Genomic DNA, 23,927 nt, shown 5'->3' with positions numbered 1-23,927 from the left:
GCACTTCACCCAACAAAACGAGGAGCATATGTACCGAGCAGGAATCGACGTAGGCGGCACCAACACCGACGCGGTGCTGCTGCGCGGGCGTGAAGTCGTTCTCGGCATCAAGACCGCCACCACGCGCGACGTGACGAGCGGGGTGCTCGACGCGCTCTCGCGCGTCTTGCGCGAAGCCGATGTCGCGCCTTCGGCGCTCGGCGCCGTGATGATCGGCACGACCCATTTCACCAACGCCGTGATCGAGCGGCGCGAGCTATCGCGCGTCGGCGTGCTGCGGCTGTGCCTGCCGTCGAGCGCGGATATCCCGCCGTTTTCCGGCTGGCCCGCCGATCTGGTCGAAACGCTCAATCCTCTCGTGCGCCTGACGGCGGGCGGTCATGAGTTCGACGGCCGGGAAATTTCGCCGCTCGACGTCGCCTCGATCAGGCGCTTTGCCGAGGAATGCGCGCAGGCGAACATCGATCACATCGCGATTTCCGGCGTGTTCTCGCCGCTCGCACCGGGCCAGGAGGAGCGCGCGGCGCAGCTCGTGCGTGAGCGCCTGCCGCATGCGCATATCACGTTGTCGTCGTCGCTTGGCAACCTCGGGCTGCTCGAACGCGAGAACGCGACGATCCTGAACGCGGCACTCGTGGATCTCGGCGGCCGCATCAGCCGCGCGTTCAGCGACGCGCTGCGCGCAACGGGCGTGAGCGCGCCGTTCTTTCTCACGCAGAACGACGGCACGCTGATCGCCGCCGAGCGCATTGCCGACTATCCGATTCTCACCGTCGCATCGGGCCCGACCAATTCGATGCGCGGCGCGGCGTTCCTCTCCGGTCAAGCGGATGCCATCGTGGTCGATATCGGCGGCACGACTTCCGACGTGGGCATGCTGCAAAAGGGCTTTCCGCGCATGGCCGGCGTGGCGGTCGAACTGGGCGGCGTGCGCACCAACTTCCGCATGCCCGACGTGCACTGCATCGGGCTGGGCGGAGGCTCGCTCGTCGACACCTCGGCGTGTGCGATCGGTCCGCGCAGCGTCGGCTATCAACTCTACGAGAAGGCGCTCGTATTCGGCGGCGACACGCTGACCGCGAGCGACATCGCCGTGGCCGCGGGCATTGCCGGGTTCGGCGACAGGCAACGCGTGGCGCATCTCGGCGCAGAAGACGTTCGCGCCTGCACGCAGCGCATGCACGAGATGGTCGCCGCCGCCGTGGACCGCATGCGCATTTCCGACACGCCCGTGCCGGTGCTGCTGGTCGGCGGCGGCAGCGTGTTGCTGGACGGCGACGTGGACGGGCTGCCGACGCTGCGCCCGCCTTCGTTCAACGTGGCAAACGCGGTGGGCGCGGCGATCGCCCAGATCGGCTGCGAAATCGATCACGTCTACCGGCTGGAGGAGATGGGCCGCGAAGACGCGATTGCCGACGCGCAGGCGCGCTGCCGCAAGAAGGTCATCGAGGAAGGCGGCGTGCCGGAGAGCATCGATACGCTGAACGTGGAAGAAACACCGCTTGCCTATCTGCCCGGCAAGGCCACGCGCATTCGCGTGAAGATGGTAGGCGACCTGCGTTTGTGAGCGCTTTAAAAAAAGCACGCATCAATATGGAGAACGAATTATGTGGAAAATAGACGCCGACCAGCTTGAGGCCATTGCCCTTGGAAGCGCCATTTACGGAACGGGCGGCGGCGGCGATCCGTATCTCGGGAAACTGCTCGGCCAGCGTCTGATGCGCGAATCGGGCCCGGTTGACCTGATCGACGTGATGACGCTCGACGACGACGCGCTCGTCGTGCCCGTGGCCGGCGCGGGCGCGCCGGTGGTGATGACGGAAAAACTGCCGAGCGTCGAGCCGCTCATCCTCGCGCTGCACGCGCTGGAAAAGCACCTCGGGCGCAAGGCCGACGCCACCTTGTGCATGGAGGCGGGCGGCTTCAATTCGACGATCCCGTTTTCGGTGGCAAGCCGTGTCGGCATTCCGCTGATCGACGGTGACACGATGGGCCGCGCGTTTCCCGAACTCCAGATGTCGACCTGCACGATGCAGGGCATTGGCGCGACGCCGATGGCCGTCGTCGACGACCGGTCGAATGTCGTGCTGATCCAGACCGGCAACAACCATTTCGCGGAGCGCACCACGCGCTCGATTCTCGTCGAAATGGGCGGCGCATGTGCCTGCGCGCTCTATCCGATGACCGGCGCGCAAGCCAAGCGCGCCGTGATTCGCGGTTCGCTGCGCGCGTTGCAACGCGCGGGCCAGGTGGTGCTCGACGCGCGGCGCGACGGCGCCGACGCGGTGGGCGCACTGCTCGGCGCGCTCGGCGGCGTGCGCCTCTTCGAGGGCAAGGTGACCGACGTCGTGCGTCGCCTTGAAGGCGGCTGGCAGCGCGGCGTCGTCACGATCGCGGGCCTCGACCGGTTCGCGGGCCGCACGGCGCAACTCGAACTCCAGAACGAGTTCCTGCTCGCTCGCGTGGACGGCCGCATTGCCTGCATGACGCCCGACCTCATTTGCACGCTCGACACCGAAACGGCCGAGCCGATCACGAGCGAAGCGATGCGTTACGGGCTGCGCGTGACGCTCATGGGCTTGCCGAGCCACCCGTCGTGGCGCACGCCCGCCGGTCTCGATCTCGCGGGGCCGCGCTACTTCGGCTACGACACCGACTACGTTGCGCTCGAGACGCTCGCCAGCGCGGCGCAAGAGGCCGCGCTCACCGAAGCGTGAGAGAGGTGTGAACAAGCGCCCGTGCCCTGCGCAGCATAAAGAACCCTAAGCGGCGGCAAGGGCGCCCACGGTGGCCGCGCGAGCTTCGCGCGGACCACGGGAACCTGTGTGAGGAGATCTGTATGGCAGCAGCTGGTCGTCAAACTGGAAGCTTGGCCCGGCGTCCTTGCGCACTGCGTGCGCGCGCCGCATCGAAAGTCAGGTACACACGAGCACGCGCGAGCCTGGCGGCGCTCGGCGCGCTTGCCTGCACGGCCGCGGCCTGGTCGGGCGCCGCGTGCGCGGGCAACTTCATCGGCTTCTCGCAGCCGGGTATTCCCGGCACGTTCGGCGTGCTGCTGTTTCCCACGTACTCGCATAGCGCACCGAACATCAACACGGGCAAGATGTTTACCGAGTTCGCGTACTTTTCGAAAAGCGGTTTCACGGGGACGACGCGCGACCAGTTCGAAACGTGGCTGGGCTTCTATTCGGGCGTGCAGACCACGGCAAAAGGTTCGGACGACGCCGCATTCGGGGTGTCCACGCCGGAGCTGGGCCTGGAATACTACTATCACGTGGTCGAGTCGGCGGACAACTCGTTCGGGACCGACGCATTTCGGAGCTGGTGGATCAGCCCCATGCTGATCTTCAACGCGCCGAATGGATCGAACAAGACGAGCGGATTCGGCGCGGGCGCGAACCAGTGGTCGATCAGCGCGAGCGTGAACAACTATTTCGGCTATGGCCGCTGGCACGCCACGGTGGCGCCCATTGCCGGCGTGTATCTCTTTCATAACTACAACCTCACGCAATTGCCCTCCGGCGACGGCGTGCGCATGCGTGGCGGGCTCTCGCTTTCGCTGTTCGATATCGCCGCCGGTTATCAGTTCATTCCCAACCTGTTGGCGGGCATACACCATGTTTACAATATCTACAATATTGGCGGATCGGATTATCAACGCGCGACGGAAGGGATGATTGGTCCGACGTTTACCTACCTCGGCTTCGCCGCGCAAAGCTGCTTCATTTCCGGCACGCTCGACGTGGACTATCACCATCAGGGCGTGCCGCGCAGCGTGAGCGTGAACTTCTCGCTCGTGAAGAACTTCTGATCCTCGCCGCCCTTGATTACGCCGCAGGAGAGTGATTGTGGAGCGCCGCATGCGTCCGGACCCGTCCACCCGTTTCGAACCCGACGTCCGCATCGACGATGCGCTGGCGCGCGAGCGTCTGCTGCGGCAATTGAGCGAAGCGGCGCCCGCCGGCGCGCGCGTGATCGTCGTGCGGGCGCCTGCCGGATTCGGCAAGACAACGTTGTGCGCGCAACGAGCCGGACAGTTGCGCGAGTCGGGCGTCGTCACGGTGTGGCTCAACTGCCAGGAAGGCGATCGAAAGGCCGGGGACTTGCGCGCGCTGCTGGGCGAGGCGCTGCGCCAAGCCGGCCTGATCGGAGCGCGCGCGCCGGCGAAGCTCGACGCGTTGCTGGAGGCGGCGCGCGCGCGCGCGGGCGAGATCGCGCTTTTCATCGACAACGACGAACATCTCGCGGGAACCGATGCCGACGAGCAGTTGACGGCCCTGGCGCAAACACTGCCGGAAGGGTTGACGCTGTATCTCGCGGGACGCCGGGCACCCGACGCCTTCCAGTCGCAACGCTGGCTGGGAGGTCACTGGCGCGTGCTCGATCCCGCGCTGCTGTGCTTCAGCGCCGATGAAGCCGCGCGCTTTCACCGGCAAGCGGGATGCGGTGCGCCGCTTGCCGCCTGGCTGGCCAACTGCGAGGGCTGGCCGGTCGCGATGCAGTTCGCGCGGCGTCAGGATGTGCAGGGCGGCGGCGCGCAGGTGGAAGGCGACGCCTGGCTCGCGACCCAGGTCGTCGAGCGGCTCGAACCTGCCGATCGCGCCTTCCTCATCGAGACGGCCATGCTCGCCGAGGTGCGCGCCGACATTGCCGACGCCGTGCGCGAGCGGGCCGACAGCGGGCACCACATTACGCGGCTTGCCGCGCTTTCGCCGATGATCCGGGCGGGAACGTCGCCGCTTTCCATCCATGTGGTGCCCTGGCTGCGAGATCACCTGCTGCGGCGCGCGCTTCAGGACGGCGACGCGGTGGTCAACGCGCGCCACATGCGCGCCTCGGCGGCCTATGCCGCGCGCCACGACCTGCTCGCCGCCGTCGATCACGCCGTGGCGGCCCAGCAACCCGAGGCGGCGGCGCGCCTGCTCGAAGCGCGCGGTGGCGCGCGCCTCATGGCCGACGCGGGCGTCGGGCGCGCACGCCTGCTGCTTTCGCGTTTGCCCGCCGACGTGCGGCATCGCCATCCGCGCCTGCGGCTGCTGCATATCGGCATCCTGCTCGTGGAAAACAACGCGAGCGAGGCGTGCTGGGATCTCGAACGCTTGCAGGCCGAATTGCGCGAGCCGCCGCCCGGTTCGCCCGGTTCGCCCTCTGCCCGGCTTGCGGGCGACACCGACCTGCAACTCGATCTCGCGCTCGTCGAGTCGATGGTGCTGGTCCATCGCGCCGAGCACGAACTGGTGATGTCCCCGTGGGCCGATCTCGACCGCGTGACCCGGCTGGCGATGACGCGCTTTTGCGAAGACTGGCGCCTGCTCGGCATCCTGATTCCGCTCCAGGTGATGTTCATCCACCGCTATGGGCCGCTCTCGGACGCCGCGCGCTACATCGCCAGGATCGAAACGATGTATCGCAGCCCCGAGCACGATTACAACCTCGCGTGGGTGCGCCTCAATCGTGCGCGCGAATGCATGGGGTCGGGGCATCTGGATGAGGCGCAGCGCATCCTCACTGAAGTGAGCGATCCGCATCTTGCCGTCGCGCGCTTCGGGCAGGATTCGTTTTCTCATCGCGTCGCGGCGATGCGCGCGCGCATCGCGTATCTCACGGGACAGGTCGAGGTTGCGGCGCGCATTCTCGACGGCATCCCGGCAAATTCGGCCGGGCTGGTGCTCGAAGTCATCTGTGCGCTCTACGTCGAACGCGCGCGCTGCCATTTCGCGCAGGGCGAAGCGCAAGCGGCTCTCGCGCGTCTCGATGCGGCGGACCGGCTCGCCGCGCTGGAGACGCTGCCGCACCTCGGCGTGCAGTCGGCATGCTTGCGGCTCGCCTGGCTCGCCGACGCCGGGCAACACGAAGCGATGCGCGCGCTCGAAGCCCGCATCGATCTCGCGGCGCTCTGGAACACGGCGTGCGAGCCGCGGGCGCTGCCGTGGGACGACGTCGAAATGATTGGGCGCGCAACGATCCGCAGCGCGCTCGCGCAGGGGCGCATCGATGTCGCGCGCGCGGCGGCCGACCGGCTGCATGCGCTCGCGGAGCAAATGGAGGAGCGGCCCGGCATCGTGGTGGCGCGGTTGTTGCGCGCATGCGCCATGAAGGCCGCCGGCGCCGATCACGCGGCTTTCGAGGCATGGACGGCGGCGGTTTCGATTGCGGCCGAGGGCGGCATGAGCCAGCCGTTTATCGAGGACTGTCCGGACCTGACGTTCGTGAACCGCGCGTTAGCGGACGAAACCGCCGCGCAGCACGCGCTGCGCGCGCGCATTCAGGCGCACTACCTCGACGCACTGCGTTCGCGCATCGACCGCGACGAGCGCCTCACGCCGCGCGAACGCGACGTGATGTACTGGCTCGCGCAGGGGCAGACGACCAAGGAGATCAGCCGCGCGCTGGGGGTCTCGCCCGAGACGGTCAAGCAGCATCTGAAGACGATGTTTTCGAAGCTCAATGTCAATACGCGTGCGGCTGCGATCGAGGCTTTGCAGGTCGCCACGCACGCCACCTGATGGACGCCACTGAGGAGACGAGATGGCTGAGGATGTCGCAATCAACGAAATGCCGCGCAAGATCGACGCAATGGCGTTGCGCGATTACGTCGCGCAACGCTGGGACGACGAAATCGTTCCTGCGCTCATCGACTATATCGGCGTGCCCGCGAAGAGTCCCGCGTTCGACCCGCATTGGGCGCGCAACGGCTATCTCGAACGCGTGGTGGCCGACGCCGTGCAATGGGCCGAACGTCAGCCCGTCAAAGGCCTGAAAGTGGAGGTGGTGCGCCTGCCGGGCCGCACGCCGCTGATCTGGTTCGACGCGCCGGCCACCCGCTCGGGCAGCGCGGAAACCGTGCTGCTTTACGGGCATCTCGACAAGCAGCCCGAGTTCGACGGCTGGCGTCGCGATCTCGGGCCGTGGACGCCAAAGCTGATCGACGGGCGGCTCTACGGACGTGGCGGCGCCGATGATGGCTATGCGATCTACGCAAGCGTGACGGCGCTTGCCGCGCTCGACGCGCAGGGCGTGGAGCGCCCCCGCTGCGTGGGACTGATAGAAACGTGCGAAGAGTCGGGAAGCTACGACTTGCTGCCCTATGTCGAGGCGTTGCGCGCCCGGCTGGGCCAGGTGGGTCTCGTGGTGTGTCTCGACTCCGGCGCGGGCAATTACGATCAACTGTGGCTCACCACGTCGCTGCGCGGCGCCGTGATGGGCGACCTCGAAGTCGAGGTGCTGGACGAAGGGATTCACTCGGGCGCGTACGGCGGGATTGCCGCATCGAGTTTTCGCGTGATGCGCCAACTGTTCGAGCGGCTGGAGGACGCATCGACGGGGCGCCTGCTGCCCGCGCGGTTTCATTGCCCGATCCCGCCTGCGCGACTGCGCGAGGCGCAAGCCGCCGCGCACATTCTTGGCGACGCAGTCTGGAAGACCTTGCCCTGGGCGTGCGGCCAGGACGGCCGCAAGGTGTTGCCGACCACGGCGGAGCCGCAAGAGGCCTTGCTCGATTCGACCTGGCGGCCGTCGCTCGCGGTGACGGGAGCCGAGGGGCTGCCCGCGCTTGCCGATGCGGGCAACGTATTGCGCCCGCGCACGGCCTTCAGGCTTTCGCTGCGTTTGCCGCCGCTCGTCGACGCCGCGCAGGCTGTCGGCTCGCTCAAGACACTGCTCGAACTGGACCCGCCCTACAACGCGAAGGTGACGTTCAGGCCGGTCGCGGGCATGGCGAACGGATGGAATGCCCCCGAAACCAGCGGCTGGCTTGAAACCGCGTTGAACGCGGCGTCGCGCGCGCATTTTGGCGCCGATGCGGCCTGTATGGGGCAGGGGGGCACGATACCGCTGATGAATCTGCTGCAAACGGGCTTTCCCAAGGCGCAATTCATGGTGTGCGGCGTGCTCGGGCCGCAGTCGAACGCGCACGGGCCCAACGAGTTCCTGCATGTGCCGTATGCGAGGAAGTTGACGGCGGTGGTGTCGGAAGTCATCGCTCGCGCATTTGCGATCGATGAGAGGGTGTGTCAAGCGTAGTGTTGTACAGGTAGGGCCGGCTGCACGGTGATCGAACCGGTAATCTTCTTTGCATTTATTTCGTTATACAAAATATATTCATTCATGCGAGGAGGCCGGCCATTTCGTTTTCATTCCACGACAGGAAGGTGACCTATGAAGATTCGCATCATTTTGCCCATTCGCGGCGACGCGCTGATTCCCGAGGTGCTCAACGAAGCGAGGCATTGGGCGCTGCCCACCACCACGATCGATGCGGTGAGCCTTCACAGCGGCAGCACCAGCATCGAGTCGGAGTACGACGACGTGATGAACGGCCCCGGCATTCTCGCCCAGGTCAAGCAGGCCGCCGCCGACAAGGTCGACGCCATCTTCGTCACTTGCTTTGCCGATCCGGCGGTGCCGGCCGCGCGCGAGATCGCCGATATGCCGGTCGTGGGCGGTTTCGAGCCGGCGGTGTTGACGGCGCTCGGTCTTGGCGAGCGCATTGCCTTCATCACGGTGCTGCCGGAGGTCTTGCCGATGCTGCGCGCGCTTTCACGCAGCTATGGCATCGAGAGCCGGATCGCCCCGCCCAGGGTCGTCAACATTCCGGTCCAGCAGCTCACGGATCGCCGCAAGCTCCTCGCCGCACTGCTGGAGCAGGCCAAGGATGCGGTCGTCACACGCAATGAAGCCGACGTCATCGTGCTCGGCTGCACGGGCATGCTCGGGGTGGCGCAAGACCTGCAAGCGGCGCTGCTGGAAGCGACCCATGTCCATGTGCCCGTGGTCGATCCCACCGCGGCCGCGATCACGTGGCTCGAAAGCGCGCATCGCATGGGCCTGCGGCCAAGCCGCACGACCTACATGCCCCCGCTGAACCCGCATTGACGCCCGTCTCGCGGCCCGCCGCATGAACTACTGCGCGGTCTGCTGCCGCTGATACTCGTTGTGTTTCATTTGCAGGTAATCGGCGCGGCTGACTTCGTGCAATTGCCGCGGATACTGCTCGGTCGCGTCGAACCAGTCGGCGAGGCGTTTGTCGAGGCGGTCGTTGGACGGGCTGGCTAGCGCGCCGAGATAAGCCTCGATGGCAAGGTAATAGCGCATGGTGTTGCGCTCCACCAGACCGCGCACGCCGCCGATGTATTGCGTCTCGCCCGTCGACGTATCCTGCGTCGAGGAAAAGCCGACCTTGTTGCTGCCGATCGTCGCCAGATAGCCCTTCATTGCCAGGCGTCCCGCCGTGCCGTAACCATAGGCGTAGGTCAGGTGGATAAAGGTGCGGTTCTCGCCCACGGGTATCGCCTCCAGCACAATCTGGTAGTCCTTCGTGCTCAGCGGACCCGTGGCGGCGGAAAGCTCCACGCGAAAATAATCGGCCGTGCTCGCCGCCTGGTGATAGTTGAATTGCACGCGGTACGACGAGGAAAGCGATTCCTCGGTTTTCTTGCCGATATTCACGGCGAGAACCGTGCCGTTCGGCCCGGCCGATGCATGGCAGTACTTGATGTTCAGGTGCAGGATCAACACGTCGCACCAGTTGGCCGGGCCTTGAACCGGGTCGCTGAGCGAGCGGCTGACCACCGCGAAGGGAAAGCTGACCACGCCGTAAATGTCGCCCTTGAGCGCCGACGGCAACTCCTGCGATTCGAGGTACAGCGGCCGCTGAAACGGGTTATGCGCGAGTTGCTGCGTGAGGCTCTGATACTTCTCGCGCAGGCTCGCTGCCCGGTCGTCCGTTTGCGCGAAGGCGCTCTGGCCCAGGAAACAGAACAGCGCCGTCATCACAACGGCGCGCCACGCTCGCGTGCATAGACTGCCGGCCATGGCTTTGACAAGCCTGTTCATGATCCTCCTCCTGCATGGGTTCTGGTTGCGGCGCAACAGAGGCGGATGAGGTGCGGCACTCCGGTTGCTTCCGCATTCTTGCAGGCGGCGGCGTGGCTTGTACAGCGGTAATCGCCATCGGTGCCCGATTCGGGGATGGCGGTGCGCGCGGTGACGGCCAGCCGGGCCGTCACCATGAACGGCGCGCTCAGGACTCCACGTCCGCGAAACTGAAGATTCCCGTTTTGTCGTTGTACGAAAAGATTTCGGCATAACGGCCCCATGCGATCACGGAGTCGAGCGTTTGCGTGGCGGCGTCGTCCGAAAGCAGATCCTCGAGTTCCTGCTCGAACCGTACGCGCGGCGCGCGATGGTTGGGCCGCTCGTCGAGCACCGTCTTGATGCGCGCGGCGAGCGGCACATGGCGCAGCAAATGCTCGGAAAACATCAGCTTGCGCTCCTGGGTGCTGAATTCCGCGAAGGTCTTGCCTGCGTGCGTGAGGACCACGTCGCCCTCGCTGACTTCCGCGAAGCCCAGGTGCTGAAGCATTTCGGCAACCGGGAACAGGTCGTCGACTTCCAGTTGCAGCGTGCGCGCGATATCCGGCATGTCCGCGCGGCCGTTGTACGGCTCGGCGGCCAGTGTCTCGATCAGGCCGGCCATCAGGTTGATCGACACGCCCGGCAGCCGGCTGCCCGGCTCCAGTTCGGGCTTCGCCGGCGCGCCCGGCTGGCGCGCGGTCATCTTGGCGTAGATGTCGTCCACGAGCGCGCGGAACACCGGGTCGAGGCGATTGCGCGGATGCTTGAACGGCACCGGAATTTCGGCGACCACGCGGCCCGGATTCGACGAGAGCACGAGAATGCGGTCGCACATGAAAACCGCCTCCTCGATATTGTGCGTGACGATCAGCACCGACTTGATGGGCAGGCGGCCTTGCGTCCAGAGGTCGAGCAGGTCCGTGCGCAACGTTTCGGCCGTGAGCACGTCGAGCGCGGAGAAGGGCTCGTCCATGAGCATGAGCGTGGGGTCGACCACGAGCGCGCGCGCGAAGCCCACACGCTGGCGCATGCCGCCGGAAAGCTCGCGCGGGTAGGCGTTTTCGAAGCCGTCCAGACCGATCAGGTCGATGGCCGCCAGCGCCCGCGCTCGCCGCTGCTGCGGGCCGACGCCGATCGCTTCCAGACCGGCCTCGACATTTTGCAGAACAGTCAGCCAGGGAAAGAGGGCGAAGGTCTGAAACACCATCGCGACGCCTGCGGCCGGGCCGCGCAGCGGGCGGCCCAGGTAGTTCACGTCGCCGCTGGTGGGCGCAATCAAGCCCGCGATGATGCGCAGCAGCGTGGACTTGCCGGAGCCCGAGCGGCCCAGCAAGCCGACGATCTCGCCTTCTCGCAACGTGACATTCACATCGTCGAGCACGAGCTGCTCGCTCTGGTTCCTGTTGAAACCGCGGCACACGTGCTGGACGCTGAGCACTTCGGGGCGGGCGCGCGAAGGCGGCTGGAGCAGGTCGGGGTCGAGCGCGGCGTTGGACGTGTTGGGGTTTTGCATGGGATTCAGTCTCAATTCAGTTTCCATTCAGTCTTCATTCAGCGTGAAGCGAGGCGCGGGTGGGACTCGGCATACGCGTACCGCGCACGCCATGGCGTGCGGTTGAAAGCGTGACGAACAAGGCGAATCGAAAAACATGTGAAAGGGAATGGTCAACTCGCGGCCACGCTCAGGGAGCACCAACGCTTTTTCAACGATGGCGACTCTTCGTGACCGGAGTTTTGCAGAACTTAAGAAAGCCGCGACTTGATCCGCCGCCACAGGCTTTTCAGCGGGTTTTTCAACCCGCTTTTCACCGAACGGCGGCGGACCGGTTCGAGCGAGAGCAGCGCCTCGTAGTGCGGGCGCGCTTCATTGACGTGAGGCAGGTGCGACAAAAGCAGACCGAAAATCATGATGTTTCTCCGGACGTCTGGTGGGTTCGGGCGAATGGAGGCCCCGCAGACGTTCGGTAGCCGTGCGTTCAGCGCGGCTGCGCGGGCCTACGTGCTTTCCTCGGGCAAGCCTGAAGGCAAGCGGGGAGGGCAACTGTCACTGTCGGGCATGGGGACTCCTGTTCGTGCCGGGCGCGCGCCCACACCCGGCGTTGGCGGGGTGCGGACGCACGTCGTCCGCGAGCGCAAGCACTCGCAAGGTATTGCCAGAACGAGCGCGTGCGAAGCCCGCGTCGGCATGGCGCTATGGTTCGGGGTGCACGAAGGATACGGCTACGGCGCGCACCGTCTGCCTGCTGGCAGGACGGCGGCTCGGGAAGGGGAGCGAGTGTCCTGCCGGTCAGGCAGCGAAACGGTTCGAAGATCGACTACTGCTACTGTCCAAGGCATCGGCCCCTTTGAGAAGACGGGCGAATTCTAGTCGCTGAAAAATCGGAAAGTCAACCAGAATTGCTAAGCAGAGCAGAGATTCGCTTCTGAAGGCTTGGGGAAACGCGATTGAAAGAAATCGCGGCATACGGGGCTGTTGCTGACCCGCATCGCGTTTATGCTTTTTTTACTTGCGTTTCTGTCCGCGTGCCCAATACAATCCGCCCCGTCACAGCAAAGGAGTCGTCCGTGGACGCATGTTCAGGTAGTGGAAGTCCGATGCCGGCCAGCGCCGGCAGCACAACCGCGAGATAGCCGCCACAGGTTCACTCCTTCGCCGCTAACTCGCTTACGCCGGGTTAGCGCGCTTCGTTATTGACGGTCCTTGTTCTTGCGGCCGGTCTCTCAGCAGCACGCTCCCTCTATTCGATTGCCATGTGTCCATTTGCAAGCTGGCTTGCAGGCATGGCTGCGCTTTCGCATTTCGTCCGCCCTCAGAGCGGCCAACGCGGAGGGATGATGTTCGCCTTTCTCTTTCTTGTTTTTCAACTGCGTGTGCACGAGGCAACGACTGCCGGTGCGCGCCGCCGCTCACTGCACTTCGTCCATCGAACCGCGCACCTGGCGGCACGCGGTGCGCTGCGCACCGTTCACGCGGGGCATCCGCTCACGCCCACCGGTTACGCACTTCTCGGTGCGACCGTCGCCGCGGCCGCGCTGGTTTCGCTGCTGTGCGCGTGCGCCTCGCAACTGGAGCGCCCCTTACGGCCGCCCGTGCGCTTCGCGTAGAAAACCTGCGCGCCGGACACAGTTTCATCAAGCTTCGCAGGCACGCTCTGCGTAGAAAGCGGACCCGTCCGCAACTTACCCCAGCCCCACAAATACTATGAAAAAGATCCTCAAGAGCAGGCTGCCCGGTTCCGGCGGCTCGATTACGTTGAGCGCCGTTCTCTCGCTGGGCGTCGTGCCCGCCGCCTATGCGCAAACCGGCGCTCAGACCGGCGGCGAAAGCGCACCCACTCAACCGGCTGCACCATCCGGTGAAGCGGCGCAGCAAGCACCGGCTGCCGATCAGGCGAGCGCCGCACCCACCGGCCTCTGGGAGCGCTCGAACCTCTTTGGCGACATGGGCGGCTTGCGCCCCTGGCTCGGTCAGTATGGCGTCACGTTCGGCTTGCAGGAAACCAGCGAATACATGGGCAACCTGAGCGGGGGCACGCAGCGCGGCGGCGCTTACCAGGGGCTCACGGAGTTCAGCCTGGGCATGGACACGCAGAAGGCGTTCGGCCTGCCGGGCGGCATTTTCAACGTCTCCGGTTTTCAGATTCACGGCACGAGCCTGAGCACGCGCAACCTGCAAACGCTGCAAAGCGCGAGCGGCATCGAAGCCGACGCATCGACCCGCTTGTGGGAGCTGTGGTACCAGCAGACGCTGCCCGGCGGCAAGGTCGACGTGAAGGTCGGGCAGCAGAGCCTCGATCAGGAATTCATGATCAGCCAGTACGCGAACGTCTTCATGAATGCGACGTTCGGCTGGTCGGCCTTGCCCTCCGTCGATCTGCCCGCGGGCGGCCCGGCTTATCCGCTTTCGTCGCTTGGCGTGCGCGTGCGCGCCACGCCCACCGACGCGATTACCGTGCTAGGCGGCGTATTCGACGGCAACCCCGCGCCTGGTAAGGGCGACCCGCAAAAGCTCAACGCGAGCGGCACGAATTTCAATCTGGGCAATGGCACGCTGGTTATCGGCGAAATTCAGTATGCCATCAACCAGCCGCCAGCCAATAATTCGGATGCCAAATCAAATGATCTGCCCGGCACCTACAAGCTCGGCTTCTGGTACAACAGCAACCGCTTCGCCGATCCGGCAACGGGCATGACGGGCGTGGGCGGCCCGGTCACACATCGGGGCAACTACAGCATCTACGCCGTGGCGGACCAGATGGTATGGCGCCCGGCCGCGGACAGTCCGCAGTCGGTAGGCGTGTTCGCGCGCGTGATGGGCGCACCCGGCGACCGTAACCTGGTGGACCTCGGGATCAACGCGGGCGTGACGCTCAAGGCACCGTTCAAGGGGCGCGACAACGACGCAGCGGGCCTGGCCGTAGGTTACGCGCACATCGGCTCGCACGCGCAGGACTATGCGAGCGCCCAGGCGGTTTCCACGCCGGGCTATCCGTCGCGCAGCGCCGAGACCGTTCTGGAGGCGACCTACCAGTACCAGGTCGCGCCGTGGTGGCAATGGCAGGCGGATTTTCAGTACTTTTTCCGGCCCGCCGGCGGGATTCCCGACCCGCAGAATCCGTCACGCCGCATTGGCGACGAGGCGGTTCTGGGGGTGCGCTCGACGATCCAGTTCTGAGCGCGCTTCCTGTTGCTACGGGCTTACGGCGACGCTCTTGAACGCGCGTTCGCACGTGGCGATGCTGGCTCGCAAGGGAGGCTGACGGGTCCCGGATGAGACGGCGATCGGGCCTCCAGCATGACGTGCGGTCCGGGCGTGAGCGTGGACGAGAAGTCCCGTGAAAACAGCAGGCAGCGCCGCCCCGAAAGCCGGTGCGGAAGCATTGCCGCCGCCGTTGCCAGGATTTCCCGCCGATGAGCTTCGAATGCGGCCAGCAGACACGGCGGGTCCATGCGTTTGGCGCCGAAATGGTCCGCGAGCGCCTCGGGCGAGACTTCGCAATTCACCTCGGTCGCGTCGACCATCGCGACGAAGACGACGGATCCCTTGGGGGAGCATGTCGCGGCCGTGTCGGAAAAGTGAATGAACATGACTGATCTTCCTCACGAGCGAAGCATGATTTTTCTGTTCCGACTCCCTTTGCAGCCGTTGTGGCATTCTTGATCGGGGAGTTCGAAGACTGTCATGCTTTGCGCAGAAGGCCCTCGCTGACCGAAGTGATAGGGCGCTCGCCTTTCAGTTTGCTCACAACACTGTGCGCTACCGCACACTTGCGCCGCCGTTAATATCTTCATAACTAACGCCCGCTGTCCGCTGTCATCAGCGCGATTCGACAACGAGTCCGCGCTCTCACGCGACAGCGGCGGCCCACTTTGATGGATACATGACCATGTCCGAGCCTTTTCATCTCGATCCGGCGAAATCCGCGTTGCTTGTGCTGGACTACCAGAACGTGCTGCTGGAGAACTACGTTGCGCAGGCGCAGCGCGAGGCCGTGCTGGCCGGCACCGCACGCATGATCGCGGCGGCGCGCGCGGCCCGCATGCCCATCGTCTACGTGATGGTCGCCTTTCGCACCGGCCATCCGGAGGTCAGCCCGCGTAACGCGCTCTTTTCGTTCGTGAAGCAGAACGGCCTCTTTTTGCGAGGCCAGCCGGAAACGGCGATCCATCCCGCTGTCGCGCCGTTGCACGATGAGCCGGTCGTGATCAAGCAGCGCATAGGCGCATTCAGCGGAACGGACCTGCAAACACTATTGGGCTCGAATGGTGTGGAAACGCTGGTGCTTGCGGGCATCACGACGGGTGGCGTCGTGCTGTCCACGGTGCGACAGGCGTTTGACCTCGACTACCGGTTGGTCGTCGCGCGTGATTGTTGCGCCGATCCGGATAGCGAATTGCACGATCTTCTGCTCGACAAGGTGATTGCGCCACACGCGCAGGTCGTGCACTCGCAGCATGTGGTCGACGCGTTGTCCGCGTGAGGTGAAGCTCGCCCGCTGCGGGGGACGCTTCGACGAACCCGTCGCATCAGCCAATCCACGCTGCGCGGTGTATCGACGGCAGCGTCCTGGAGCCGACTCTCACCTCGCTCGGCCACGAGCGGGCCGCCGTATGCCTCGTTGCATGCGCAACCGAGTGCGCGAGCGAAGCGACATGAACCCTTGCGCACGACGGCAAGCGGCCAGCGCGCAACGAGCGCGGCTTGGCGGCGGACGACTGGTGCATGACAGGCTGCCCGGAAGCTTGCGGTCGAATGCCGTGCGCCAATTGATCAATGCCTTTGGCGATCGGCATATGTTGACACTCGATCGGTCATTCGACCGATCAACTGACGAGCTTGAAGAGCGTCGTTATTGCACGGGCGCCGCGTAAGTTCTTCTGCGGGTTATTGCCGGTCCGGTCAGAAGACGGCGGACAAGAACATGCTGCCTATCGCCAGGCCGTACACGATCGCCATGACGATCGCCGCAACGCGCAGCGGCCGGCCGATTGCCGATTGGCTGGTAACGAACGTGATGCTGATTCCGATGCCGAGCAGGCCGAGCACAAAGAGTCGCTGCAAAAGACTCCAGCCATTCAGCCCGACTTTGAAGACCGACCAGATCAGGGCCGCGACGAACATGAGGAAGTACCACCAGAGCCCTGCCGATCGGCTCCAGAGCATCAGGGTGCCCGAGCCGATCAGTGCAACCCCGGCGACGAAGTAGTAAGGTGCGTGGCCCATCCAGGGAATCCACCCGCCCAGCACCGCGAAAGCCGCGCCGACGAGGATGAGCCATTCCGCGGTCTCGGAAGGAGAGGTCCAGCGGCGGTAAGACATAACGAGCCCCCTAATGCCAACAAACCGGGCTTTGGAACCAGCGCCGCAAAAATCCGCACGGCTCGCTGGCATCGGTCTGACAACGAGGCTGCGCAGCTAAACAGCACAATCCAGCATGAACGGTGCAACAGCCATACCGACTCAACTTTTAGATGAAGAACAGCAGAGCAAGGTCCGCAGGTCGATCGTAAGCAGCGTATACCGGTGGGTCAAGCGTGATCCGGCGACGAAATTGTAAGAAGTTCTAATCGTTGTTGAGGTTCAATTTTCCCGATCGGAAGAAACACGGATGCGTGAGGTTCACGACAGTCGACCTTACCGCATTAACGCCATCTATCCCGGCAAGAGTTGCAACGCGCAGCCATGCCATGAAGCCCTGCGCGTCAACATTACTTCGGCGTCATTGCATCGCTATTGCCCGGCCTATACAACGCTATTGGCAAACTGCATGACCCTCGGTGCAAGCGGTTGCCGGGTTCACGCGGCATTCAACGCTCGGGTTGGCTTGCTCGCGTCGTGCCTGTGGAAACCGGCAACGCCGCGCCGTTCAGGGCGTTAGCTCGCTTCGAGTTCGTCGAGCGCCGCAATGCTCGCGGCTGAATGAGTCGCACTCGTTTCAGATGCCACGGGGCGTGCGATTTTCGCCATGTCCCGGTGCAGACTCATGATTGCGCCGGCGTGTGTTGCCCGGCACATGAAATCGCGTAGAAAGAGTTGGCAGCGACCGGCGGACAACCGATGGGGCAGTGTTTGTCTTGCGATTGACTCGATCTCATCGCGATGCGCCGCGAAGGCGCTCAACAGGCCGGCTTGTCCGGGGCGCGCACGGAAGTGTTCTTCAAGAGCCTCAGGCGATATTTCGCATGTGACTTGTGCGCCGTCCACTTCGGCGTCGAAACGGATCGTGCCTCCGGCGCAGTAGAACGCTTGAGTGCGGGGAAATCGAATGATCATTTGGCATCGCTCCAGGAGGTCAGGCGCCTGTGCATCAGCAACCCATGTACCTGGCTAAACGAACATTGCAGTGCCCGCGCTTCAACTCACGGCTTTGCGCCGCAGTGCTCAAACGCCTCTTCGTGCAGCAGCACGTTGAATCGAAATCACTACTGAAATCGTGTGCCGCCGCTGAAATGACCGGAGCAGGGCAGGTAAAGCTTCATCCGCAACGTTGGGCGTTCAGCCTCGACAGCGGCACACTCACGTCATGAGATGCCAAGGCGACGCCGCGTCTTCCATGCGGCGCCACCAGTGGTTGCGTGCGCAACCGTCGTGATGCGTGATTTATCGCACGGGCAGGGCGGCGAGCTTGCTCACGGTGTCGGCACAGGCGTGCGCGGCTTCAGCCCCCTTCACGACAAAGTGCTCGCGGAAGAAGCCAACGTGTTCTTCGCCGGCGTGGAAATGATGCGGCGTCAGCACGGCCGAGAACACCGGCGTACCGGTTTCGAGCTGGACCTGCATGAGGGCGTTGATGACAGCCGTCGCGACGAAGTCATGGCGATAGATACCGCCGTCGACCACGAGCCCGGCCGCCACGATGCCGGCGTATTGACCGCTTTGCGCAAGTCGTTTCGCGTGCAACGGAATTTCGAAGGCGCCCGGCACTTCATACAGGTCGACGTCTTCAGCGGTGTAGCCGTACTTCTGAATCGATTGCAAAAACGAGGTCTTGCACTGGTCGACGATGTCACGGTGCCAGCAGGCCTGGATGAAAGCAATGCGCGGACGATGGGAGGATGCTGCGACGGCTTGTGATTCGAGCGTGGTGGAAATGTTCATGGACTTCAGCCTGTTTTGTGTGAACAGGGCGAAGGACGGCCGCGGCCTTCGCACGACGCGAATAGCCGCAAGCCGACCTGTTCTCTTTCATCCGGACTATACCGTCGGCCCCGGAATCCAACCGGGTCTGCTGACCTGCGCCATCGCTGATTGCCGCCTGCGATAACGGAGCGCTCGCGGGCTACGTCGTGGTTAAGGACGATTACCGCCGGTGGGGAATTGCACCCCGCCCCGAGAACGTGTTCTTGACGAACGGGCTGTACGGTAGCACGAAACGTCATTTTGTGCATAGCCACATTCCCAAGGGGGAAATCGGCACGAGGCGCCGGGCGAAGGATCGTCTTGCACACCGGCACTCATCGCGCTACGTTTCGAACCAGCCGGGCCATCGTGCAAAGCGTTCCGCCAACGGCTCAATGCACGCGCCTGCGGCCAACACAGCGGGAGGTGGTGCGATGCAAAGTCTCGTTCGAATTACGTGTGTAGCCTGCCTTGTCGCGGCCAATGCCGTTGCAACGACAGCGGCGGCGCAAACTTCGGCCTCACAGCCTTCGGCAGGCGGGACACCGGAGAAGATGCCGTTCGACATTCCCTATGGCACCGCGATCAGCCTGGACACCGCGAAAAAACTGCTCGCGATTGCGGAGGCCGAAGCGAAAAAACACGACTGGAAAATGAATATCGCCGTGGTCGACACGCATGGCGAGCTGCTCGCGTTCGAGCGGATGGACGGCGCGCAGTACGCCTCGATCGAGGTCTCGCAGAACAAGGCGCGCACGTCAGCGCGATTTCGGCGGGAAACCCGGGTCTTTTACAACCAGTACGAAAGCGGACACGCGTATGTGGGCACGCTGGACGCCGGGCTGGTGGCGTCGCCCGGAGGGTTTCCGCTCATAGAAGGGGGCAAGGTGGTCGGCGCGGTGGGATGTAGCGGCGGCACGGGCGATCAGGATGCCGCCGTGTGCAAGGCTGCCGCCGACACGATCAAGTAGAGGAGGGGCCGACTATCGCGAATGGCCGTGATGGGTCAGCCGGCAACACGGCACTTGGGGTCGCAAGGGAATTATTGTTCTTGGGGGCTGGTATGCGGCGTGGGGCGGCCGTAACTCAAGACACGTCGCCCAAACCCCATTCAAGCGGGTTTTCCCTTAAATCCTCCTGCCACGCACGCGAATATGTCGAATTTTGCAGTACACCTCTTCTGATTTCGCAGAAATCGGCGCCGCACGCCCTCCATATAATCGTACCGCGAGAGATTCCCGCAACGCATGGCGTTCAAAGCACGATCACCCGGATCGATGCATGAGCAACGGTGTGCGAATCGATGGCTGGCAACATCGATAAAAACAACGCAAAATGCGCCGCCGGATAAAAGGCGAGCACGACGCGGAACAAAAACGGGCCAAAGCGCTCGTAGTCTGGCTGTGCATCGCCCGCTTCGAGAAGCGACGCGCGCGAATATGACTCAATGGAGACAAGACGGTATGAAGAGGATCAGTAGCGGCAATCAGTGTCTTTCCCGGTTGCGCGTCGCGCGTTGCGCGGCCTGCGTGAAGGGAGACGCACGATGAGTCTCGCACGCGACATGGGACGCACCGTTGACGTCCAGGCCTTCATCGACGATCAGCGCTTTTCGCTCTTCCACTGCATGCTGTTCGTGCTGTGCTTTCTCACCATCGCACTCGATGGCCTCGATACCGGCGTAATGGGCCTCATCGCGCCCACGCTCGCCCAGGACTGGCACGTGCCGCGCGCCTCGCTCGGCCCCGTTTTGAGCGCCACGCTCATCGGCATCGGCGTGGGGGCGCTGCTGGTGAGCCCGATCGCCGACCGTATCGGCCGCCGCAGCGTGCTGGTGGGCTCGGTGGCGTTCTTCGGTGTGTGGAGCACGGCGGCGGCCTTCGCCACGTCGATGGAGTCACTCACCATCATGCGTTTTCTCACGGGCGTGGGCCTTGGCGCGGCGATTCCCAACACGGCGACGCTGATGGCCGAATTCGTGCCGTCGCGCATTCGCGGCCTCGCGGTCAACGGCATGCTGGTGGGGTTCGCTGCCGGCAACACTGTGGGCGGCCTGCTCTCGGGTTGGCTGATTCCCGCGTTCGGCTGGCGCAGCGTGCTGCTCGTGGGCGGTATCGCACCGCTCGTGCTCGCGTGCCTGCTGCTCGCCTTCCTGCCGGAATCGGTGAAATTCATGGTGGCGCGCGGCAAGCCCGCGGAGCGCATCGCCCGCGCGCTGCGTCGTCTCGCGCCCAAGGCGCGCCTTGACGGCTGTGTGTTCGTGAGCGAGGCGCACGCGCCGCGCGAACAGGCCAGGCGCTCGCCCGTGCTCGAACTTCTCTCGCGCAAGTACGTGGTGGGCACGACCATGCTGTGGCTGGCGTACTTCATGTGCCTCGTGGTGCTGTACCTCATCAACAACTGGATGCCGACGCTGCTCAAGGGTTCGGGCTTCTCGCTGCCGCAATACGCGGCCACGTCCGCTTACTTCCACCTCGGTGCGTGCGTGGGCATTCTTCTCACGGGCTGGCTGATGGACCGCATGAGCCCGGTGCGCGTGATCGCGCTGTTCTACGCGCTCACCGCGCTCGTGGTCTTTATCATCGGGCGCAACGTGGCGCACGACGCGGGGCTCACGTTGCTGATCGTCGTCACCGGCGTCACGCTTTCGGGCGCGGCGTCTTCGATGTCCACGCTCGCCACGCAGTTCTATCCGACCTCGAGCCGCGTGACGGGCTGCGCGTGGATGCTGGCGATCGGGCGTCTCGGCGCCGTGGCGGGTACGTTCGGCGGCGCGTTCCTGCTGAGCCTGAACTGGGAATTCTCGGCCATTTTCGGCACGCTCGCCGTGCCTTCGCTGATCGCAGCCGGCGCGTTGCTCGTGGTCGGCCGTCACGCGCCGCATCTGCGCCGCAACGAACTCGTGGCGGGCACGCCAGCGGCCTCGCACCACTGAGCGCCGCGCCGCCACGGCGAAATCCTGCCTGCGCGAAACCTCATGTAGCCGCGCCAATGCGTGCGCGGCACATCAACGCATCGACGGTATGGTCTAACGGGCACACGGCGCACCGCGCGTCGGTGCCCGTTTCGTCTCGCGCGACGCAATGAGGAACGACTCAACAGCCTCGACGTTTTGAGAGATGCCACGGCGGTACCCAGCCGCATCCCGGCTAGACAGACGATTCGGATGACGAATTAATACCCATAATACAAACCCCTGATGGCCGAGGAATTCCAGATTCGCCATGTTATTATCAGGCATAACGTAAAACATGCGTTCTGAACTGCAAAAACTGGAGGAATCATGGACCGGCTTCGTGCGATGGAGTTTTTTCTCTCTATTTCACGAACGGAGAGTTTTTCGGAGACGGCACGCACGTTTGGCGTTTCGGCCACCTCCGTCTCCCGCATGATCACCGAGTTCGAGAACGAACTGAATGTCAAGCTGCTGCTGCGCTCCACGCGTCAGGTCGTGCTGACCGAAGCAGGGCAGGAATACGCAAGGCATCTGGAGGGCATACTCTGGAGCATCAGCGAGGCACAGAGCAACATCACGGCCATCAGCGCCGCGCCCATGGGCATGTTGCGCGTGCACTCGCGCATGATGTTTGGTCTTGGCGTGCTGCCGCCGCTGATCACGAAATTTCGCCGCCAGTATCCGGACATTCACGTTGAATTAATTCTTGGCGAATCGAAAGCCGATTTGCGCCGCCAGCAGATCGACATCGACTTTCGCATTGCGCCCCCGGTGGAAGCCGGACTCAAGCGGCGCATTCTCTTCAAGAGCGAGCGTTATCTCGTGGCTTCGCCCGGCTATCTGGCCGCGCGTACGCCACCCGAAACACCTGACCAGATCGCCACGCACGAGTGTCTTGCGTACACGCTGCCAGGCGACAATTACATCTGGCGCTTCAAGCAGGAAGAGGCGGTGGCAGAAGTGGCCGTCAACCCGCGACATGTGAGCAACAACGGCGTCGCATTGCTGGAATTTGCGCGGCTCGGCGAAGGCATTGCGCTGCTCGAGGATTACACCGTGCACCACGATATCGCCAGCGGGCGGCTCGTACGGCTCATGCCGCAATACCAGGTGAGCAACACGTCGTTCGATGACGGCATGTACGCCACCATTCTCGACACGCCCATGATTCCCGCGAAAATCCGCCTGTTTCTGGACTTCATCGCGGCGCACGTGTCGGGCAAGGAGTTGCGCTTTTCGGCTTACGGCGACGCGTTGGCGCTTTGAAGCGGCGCGGCGTGAAAAATAGCCAGGATCGCCAGGCTTTACTTCATGAGCACGGGGTTGTTCGCGCGAGCTTTCGGCAATCAAATGCGCGCGATTTAGCGCATTTGCACGCCAGGACGGCTGCAAGACAAAGGCCTATGACGCGGCATCCGGAAGATCCGGGCGCAGTTCGGCCTCGATCTGGTCGATCGTCGGCAGGCCAGGTTCCAGCGAAGGCGGCACCTCGCGCATGAGCTGGTACTCGGCCACGCCCATCGGTTTGGCCACACCGCGCAACGCATATTCAGCCACGAGCCGGTTTTTCTCCTTGCACAGCAGCAGGCCGATGGTCGGCTGGTCTTCCGGCGCCTTGACCTGCGCATCGACGGCGGAAAGATAGAAGTTCAACTGGCCCGCGTATTCGGGCTTGAACGGCGTCGTTTTCAGTTCGACGACCACATAGCAGCGCAGCTTCAGGTGATAGAAGAGCAGGTCGATGAAGAATTCGTCGCCGCCGACCTCCAGCCGGTACTGACGCCCCACGAACGCGAACCCCGCGCCCAGTTCGAGCAGAAATTGCGTGATGTGCCGGGTCAATTCGCGTTCGATATCGCGCTCCTGGGCGTTTTCGGCCAACGCGAGGAAATCGAAGACGTACGGGTCCTTCAGCGCCTCGCGGGCAAGGTCGGATTGCGGCGGGGGCAGGCGTTCGGCAAAATTCGTGATGGCATTGCCCGCGCGGCCGCAGGCGTCCGTCTCGACCTGCGCGACGAGCACGGCTCTCGACCAGCCGTGCTCCAGCGCCTTGGCGGCGTACCAGTCGCGTTGAACGGGGTTCTTGACCTTGTCGAGCAACGTGCACAGGTGGAACCAGGGCAATTGTGCAGCAGGCTGCTGCACAAATTCCGGGTCCGGCCACGCCTGGGCGAGCGCGCGCATGTATTTGAGGTTGCGCGGCGAGAAACCCCGCATGTCCGGAAATGCGGCTTTCAGGTCGCGCGCGAGCTGGTCGACGACGCCGGCTCCCCATCCCTGGGTCTGCTGCCGCTGGAGAATATCGCTGCCGATCTGCCAGTACAGCTTGATCAGTTCGCGGTTCACGCTCGCGGCCGCCCGCTGACGGGCACGCTCGACGCGCTGCTTCAATTCGAGCAGCCAATGGCGGTAGTCGTCGCTCGCGACGAGGTTTTTCAGGTCATCTGTCATGCATTGCAGGCGTTGCGCACCTGTTGTCGGACCGTCGAGGCTCGA

The 23,927-nt window shown here is 64.1% G+C and carries 21 protein-coding genes and 1 riboswitch; of the genes, 13 read left to right on the top strand and 8 right to left on the bottom strand.

The window, feature by feature from the left end; genetic code table 11:
- Nucleotides 1–28 precede the first annotated feature (28 nt).
- The 6 genes from C7402_RS31915 to C7402_RS31890 all read left to right on the top strand — a co-directional run bounded on the left by C7402_RS31915 (nucleotide 29) and on the right by C7402_RS31890 (nucleotide 8,874).
- Nucleotides 29–1,567 (top strand): hydantoinase/oxoprolinase N-terminal domain-containing protein, encoded by a 1,539-nt coding sequence (locus C7402_RS31915; RefSeq protein ID WP_116613498.1) that lies wholly within the window; start codon nucleotides 29–31, stop codon nucleotides 1,565–1,567.
- A 40-nt stretch (nucleotides 1,568–1,607) separates the two neighbouring features.
- Complete coding sequence (locus tag C7402_RS31910; RefSeq protein WP_116613497.1) at nucleotides 1,608–2,717, top strand: DUF917 domain-containing protein; 1,110 nt, start codon at nucleotides 1,608–1,610, stop codon at nucleotides 2,715–2,717.
- A 152-nt stretch (nucleotides 2,718–2,869) separates the two neighbouring features.
- Complete coding sequence (locus tag C7402_RS31905) at nucleotides 2,870–3,811, top strand: hypothetical protein (RefSeq protein WP_116613496.1); 942 nt, start codon at nucleotides 2,870–2,872, stop codon at nucleotides 3,809–3,811.
- Nucleotides 3,812–3,860: 49 nt separating this feature from the next.
- Nucleotides 3,861–6,506 carry a LuxR C-terminal-related transcriptional regulator gene (locus C7402_RS47165; RefSeq protein WP_165842041.1) on the top strand — a complete coding sequence of 882 codons (2,646 nt, stop codon included), beginning with the start codon at nucleotides 3,861–3,863 and terminating at the stop codon, nucleotides 6,504–6,506.
- A 49-nt stretch (nucleotides 6,507–6,555) separates the two neighbouring features.
- Nucleotides 6,556–8,022 (top strand): M20 family metallopeptidase, encoded by a 1,467-nt coding sequence (locus C7402_RS31895; protein WP_116613600.1) that lies wholly within the window; start codon nucleotides 6,556–6,558, stop codon nucleotides 8,020–8,022.
- Nucleotides 8,023–8,157: 135 nt separating this feature from the next.
- A complete protein-coding gene (locus tag C7402_RS31890) occupies nucleotides 8,158–8,874 on the top strand; it encodes an aspartate/glutamate racemase family protein (protein ID WP_116613495.1) in 717 nt (238 codons plus the stop codon).
- A gap of 27 nt (nucleotides 8,875–8,901) precedes the next feature.
- Here C7402_RS31890 and C7402_RS31885 read toward each other — a convergent pair whose 3' ends face one another.
- From C7402_RS31885 to C7402_RS47160, 3 genes are all read right to left on the bottom strand, one after another.
- The gene (locus tag C7402_RS31885; protein WP_372460403.1) at nucleotides 8,902–9,813 is read right to left on the bottom strand and encodes a hypothetical protein; all 912 of its coding nucleotides are present in this window, start codon (nucleotides 9,811–9,813) and stop codon (nucleotides 8,902–8,904) included.
- 208 nt (nucleotides 9,814–10,021) lie between these two features.
- Nucleotides 10,022–11,368 carry an ABC transporter ATP-binding protein gene (locus C7402_RS31880; RefSeq protein ID WP_116613599.1) on the bottom strand — a complete coding sequence of 449 codons (1,347 nt, stop codon included), beginning with the start codon at nucleotides 11,366–11,368 and terminating at the stop codon, nucleotides 10,022–10,024.
- Between the two features lie 230 nt (nucleotides 11,369–11,598).
- Entirely contained in the window at nucleotides 11,599–11,763 is a 165-nt protein-coding gene (locus tag C7402_RS47160; RefSeq protein ID WP_165842039.1) for a hypothetical protein, read from the bottom strand.
- A 927-nt stretch (nucleotides 11,764–12,690) separates the two neighbouring features.
- Here C7402_RS47160 and C7402_RS31875 point away from each other — a divergent pair.
- Together C7402_RS31875 and C7402_RS31870 are read left to right on the top strand one after the other, a co-directional pair.
- The gene (locus tag C7402_RS31875; RefSeq protein WP_133254597.1) at nucleotides 12,691–12,960 is read left to right on the top strand and encodes a hypothetical protein; all 270 of its coding nucleotides are present in this window, start codon (nucleotides 12,691–12,693) and stop codon (nucleotides 12,958–12,960) included.
- 97 nt (nucleotides 12,961–13,057) lie between these two features.
- Nucleotides 13,058–14,530 carry a carbohydrate porin gene (locus C7402_RS31870; protein ID WP_116613493.1) on the top strand — a complete coding sequence of 491 codons (1,473 nt, stop codon included), beginning with the start codon at nucleotides 13,058–13,060 and terminating at the stop codon, nucleotides 14,528–14,530.
- A 23-nt stretch (nucleotides 14,531–14,553) separates the two neighbouring features.
- On the opposite strand, the gene C7402_RS31865 is transcribed toward C7402_RS31870, so the two are convergent.
- Entirely contained in the window at nucleotides 14,554–14,943 is a 390-nt protein-coding gene (locus tag C7402_RS31865) for a DUF1488 family protein (RefSeq protein WP_116613492.1), read from the bottom strand.
- A 299-nt stretch (nucleotides 14,944–15,242) separates the two neighbouring features.
- Between C7402_RS31865 and C7402_RS31860 the strand changes: the two genes are divergently transcribed.
- Nucleotides 15,243–15,836 (top strand): cysteine hydrolase family protein, encoded by a 594-nt coding sequence (locus C7402_RS31860; RefSeq protein ID WP_116613491.1) that lies wholly within the window; start codon nucleotides 15,243–15,245, stop codon nucleotides 15,834–15,836.
- 419 nt (nucleotides 15,837–16,255) lie between these two features.
- Here C7402_RS31860 and C7402_RS31855 read toward each other — a convergent pair whose 3' ends face one another.
- Complete coding sequence (locus C7402_RS31855) at nucleotides 16,256–16,675, bottom strand: hypothetical protein (protein WP_112173882.1); 420 nt, start codon at nucleotides 16,673–16,675, stop codon at nucleotides 16,256–16,258.
- 555 nt (nucleotides 16,676–17,230) lie between these two features.
- A complete protein-coding gene (locus C7402_RS31850) occupies nucleotides 17,231–17,629 on the bottom strand; it encodes a DUF1488 family protein (protein ID WP_116613490.1) in 399 nt (132 codons plus the stop codon).
- A 29-nt stretch (nucleotides 17,630–17,658) separates the two neighbouring features.
- Between C7402_RS31850 and C7402_RS46500 the strand changes: the two genes are divergently transcribed.
- Nucleotides 17,659–17,883: a hypothetical protein gene (locus tag C7402_RS46500; RefSeq protein WP_133254596.1), complete on the top strand. Its 225-nt coding sequence runs from the start codon at nucleotides 17,659–17,661 to the stop codon at nucleotides 17,881–17,883.
- 73 nt (nucleotides 17,884–17,956) lie between these two features.
- Here C7402_RS46500 and C7402_RS31845 read toward each other — a convergent pair whose 3' ends face one another.
- Complete coding sequence (locus C7402_RS31845) at nucleotides 17,957–18,454, bottom strand: 6,7-dimethyl-8-ribityllumazine synthase (protein WP_112173880.1); 498 nt, start codon at nucleotides 18,452–18,454, stop codon at nucleotides 17,957–17,959.
- Nucleotides 18,455–18,529: 75 nt separating this feature from the next.
- Nucleotides 18,530–18,697, bottom strand: a riboswitch (FMN riboswitch).
- 332 nt (nucleotides 18,698–19,029) lie between these two features.
- On the opposite strand from C7402_RS31845, the gene C7402_RS31840 reads away from it, so the two are divergent.
- The 3 genes from C7402_RS31840 to C7402_RS31830 all read left to right on the top strand — a co-directional run bounded on the left by C7402_RS31840 (nucleotide 19,030) and on the right by C7402_RS31830 (nucleotide 22,697).
- Nucleotides 19,030–19,446, top strand: coding sequence for a GlcG/HbpS family heme-binding protein (locus tag C7402_RS31840; protein ID WP_224040905.1), 417 nt, complete (start codon nucleotides 19,030–19,032; stop codon nucleotides 19,444–19,446).
- Nucleotides 19,447–20,021: 575 nt separating this feature from the next.
- On the top strand, nucleotides 20,022–21,410 hold the full coding sequence (locus C7402_RS31835; protein ID WP_112173878.1) for an MFS transporter: 1,389 nt from the start codon (nucleotides 20,022–20,024) through the stop codon (nucleotides 21,408–21,410).
- Nucleotides 21,411–21,758: 348 nt separating this feature from the next.
- Nucleotides 21,759–22,697: a LysR family transcriptional regulator gene (locus C7402_RS31830; protein ID WP_112173877.1), complete on the top strand. Its 939-nt coding sequence runs from the start codon at nucleotides 21,759–21,761 to the stop codon at nucleotides 22,695–22,697.
- Nucleotides 22,698–22,832: 135 nt separating this feature from the next.
- Here the strand turns inward: C7402_RS31830 and C7402_RS31825 are convergent, their stop codons facing one another.
- Nucleotides 22,833–23,882, bottom strand: a complete 1,050-nt coding sequence (locus tag C7402_RS31825; RefSeq protein WP_116613488.1) for a PDDEXK nuclease domain-containing protein — start codon at nucleotides 23,880–23,882, stop codon at nucleotides 22,833–22,835.
- Nucleotides 23,883–23,927: the final 45 nt, after the last annotated feature.

Origin of the sequence: Paraburkholderia unamae, from assembly GCF_003096875.1 — a bacterium.
GTDB classification, from domain to species: domain Bacteria; phylum Pseudomonadota; class Gammaproteobacteria; order Burkholderiales; family Burkholderiaceae; genus Paraburkholderia; species Paraburkholderia unamae.
The sequence above is the reverse complement of the archived record's forward strand: the minus strand, read 5'-3'. Positions and strand labels throughout refer to the sequence as shown.

Excerpts from the sequence above, each read along its gene's own strand:
- C7402_RS31870 (WP_116613493.1), top strand. The coding sequence starts at position 13,058 with ATGAAAAAGATCCTCAAGAGCAGGCTGCCCGGTTCCGGCGGCTCGATT.
- C7402_RS31915 (WP_116613498.1), top strand. The coding sequence starts at position 29 with ATGTACCGAGCAGGAATCGACGTAGGCGGCACCAACACCGACGCGGTG.
- C7402_RS31840 (WP_224040905.1), top strand. The coding sequence starts at position 19,030 with ATGCCGTTCGACATTCCCTATGGCACCGCGATCAGCCTGGACACCGCG.
- C7402_RS31850 (WP_116613490.1), bottom strand. The coding sequence starts at position 17,629 with ATGATCATTCGATTTCCCCGCACTCAAGCGTTCTACTGCGCCGGAGGC.
- C7402_RS31885 (WP_372460403.1), bottom strand. The coding sequence starts at position 9,813 with ATGGCCGGCAGTCTATGCACGCGAGCGTGGCGCGCCGTTGTGATGACG.
- C7402_RS31895 (WP_116613600.1), top strand. The coding sequence starts at position 6,556 with ATGCCGCGCAAGATCGACGCAATGGCGTTGCGCGATTACGTCGCGCAA.
- C7402_RS31865 (WP_116613492.1), bottom strand. The coding sequence starts at position 14,943 with ATGTTCATTCACTTTTCCGACACGGCCGCGACATGCTCCCCCAAGGGA.
- C7402_RS47165 (WP_165842041.1), top strand. The coding sequence starts at position 3,861 with ATGCGTCCGGACCCGTCCACCCGTTTCGAACCCGACGTCCGCATCGAC.
- C7402_RS31860 (WP_116613491.1), top strand. The coding sequence starts at position 15,243 with ATGTCCGAGCCTTTTCATCTCGATCCGGCGAAATCCGCGTTGCTTGTG.
- C7402_RS31880 (WP_116613599.1), bottom strand. The coding sequence starts at position 11,368 with ATGCAAAACCCCAACACGTCCAACGCCGCGCTCGACCCCGACCTGCTC.
- C7402_RS31845 (WP_112173880.1), bottom strand. The coding sequence starts at position 18,454 with ATGAACATTTCCACCACGCTCGAATCACAAGCCGTCGCAGCATCCTCC.
- C7402_RS31825 (WP_116613488.1), bottom strand. The coding sequence starts at position 23,882 with ATGACAGATGACCTGAAAAACCTCGTCGCGAGCGACGACTACCGCCAT.
- C7402_RS31890 (WP_116613495.1), top strand. The coding sequence starts at position 8,158 with ATGAAGATTCGCATCATTTTGCCCATTCGCGGCGACGCGCTGATTCCC.
- C7402_RS47160 (WP_165842039.1), bottom strand. The coding sequence starts at position 11,763 with ATGATTTTCGGTCTGCTTTTGTCGCACCTGCCTCACGTCAATGAAGCG.
- C7402_RS31835 (WP_112173878.1), top strand. The coding sequence starts at position 20,022 with ATGAGTCTCGCACGCGACATGGGACGCACCGTTGACGTCCAGGCCTTC.
- C7402_RS31830 (WP_112173877.1), top strand. The coding sequence starts at position 21,759 with ATGGACCGGCTTCGTGCGATGGAGTTTTTTCTCTCTATTTCACGAACG.
- C7402_RS31910 (WP_116613497.1), top strand. The coding sequence starts at position 1,608 with ATGTGGAAAATAGACGCCGACCAGCTTGAGGCCATTGCCCTTGGAAGC.
- C7402_RS31875 (WP_133254597.1), top strand. The coding sequence starts at position 12,691 with ATGTTCGCCTTTCTCTTTCTTGTTTTTCAACTGCGTGTGCACGAGGCA.
- C7402_RS31855 (WP_112173882.1), bottom strand. The coding sequence starts at position 16,675 with ATGTCTTACCGCCGCTGGACCTCTCCTTCCGAGACCGCGGAATGGCTC.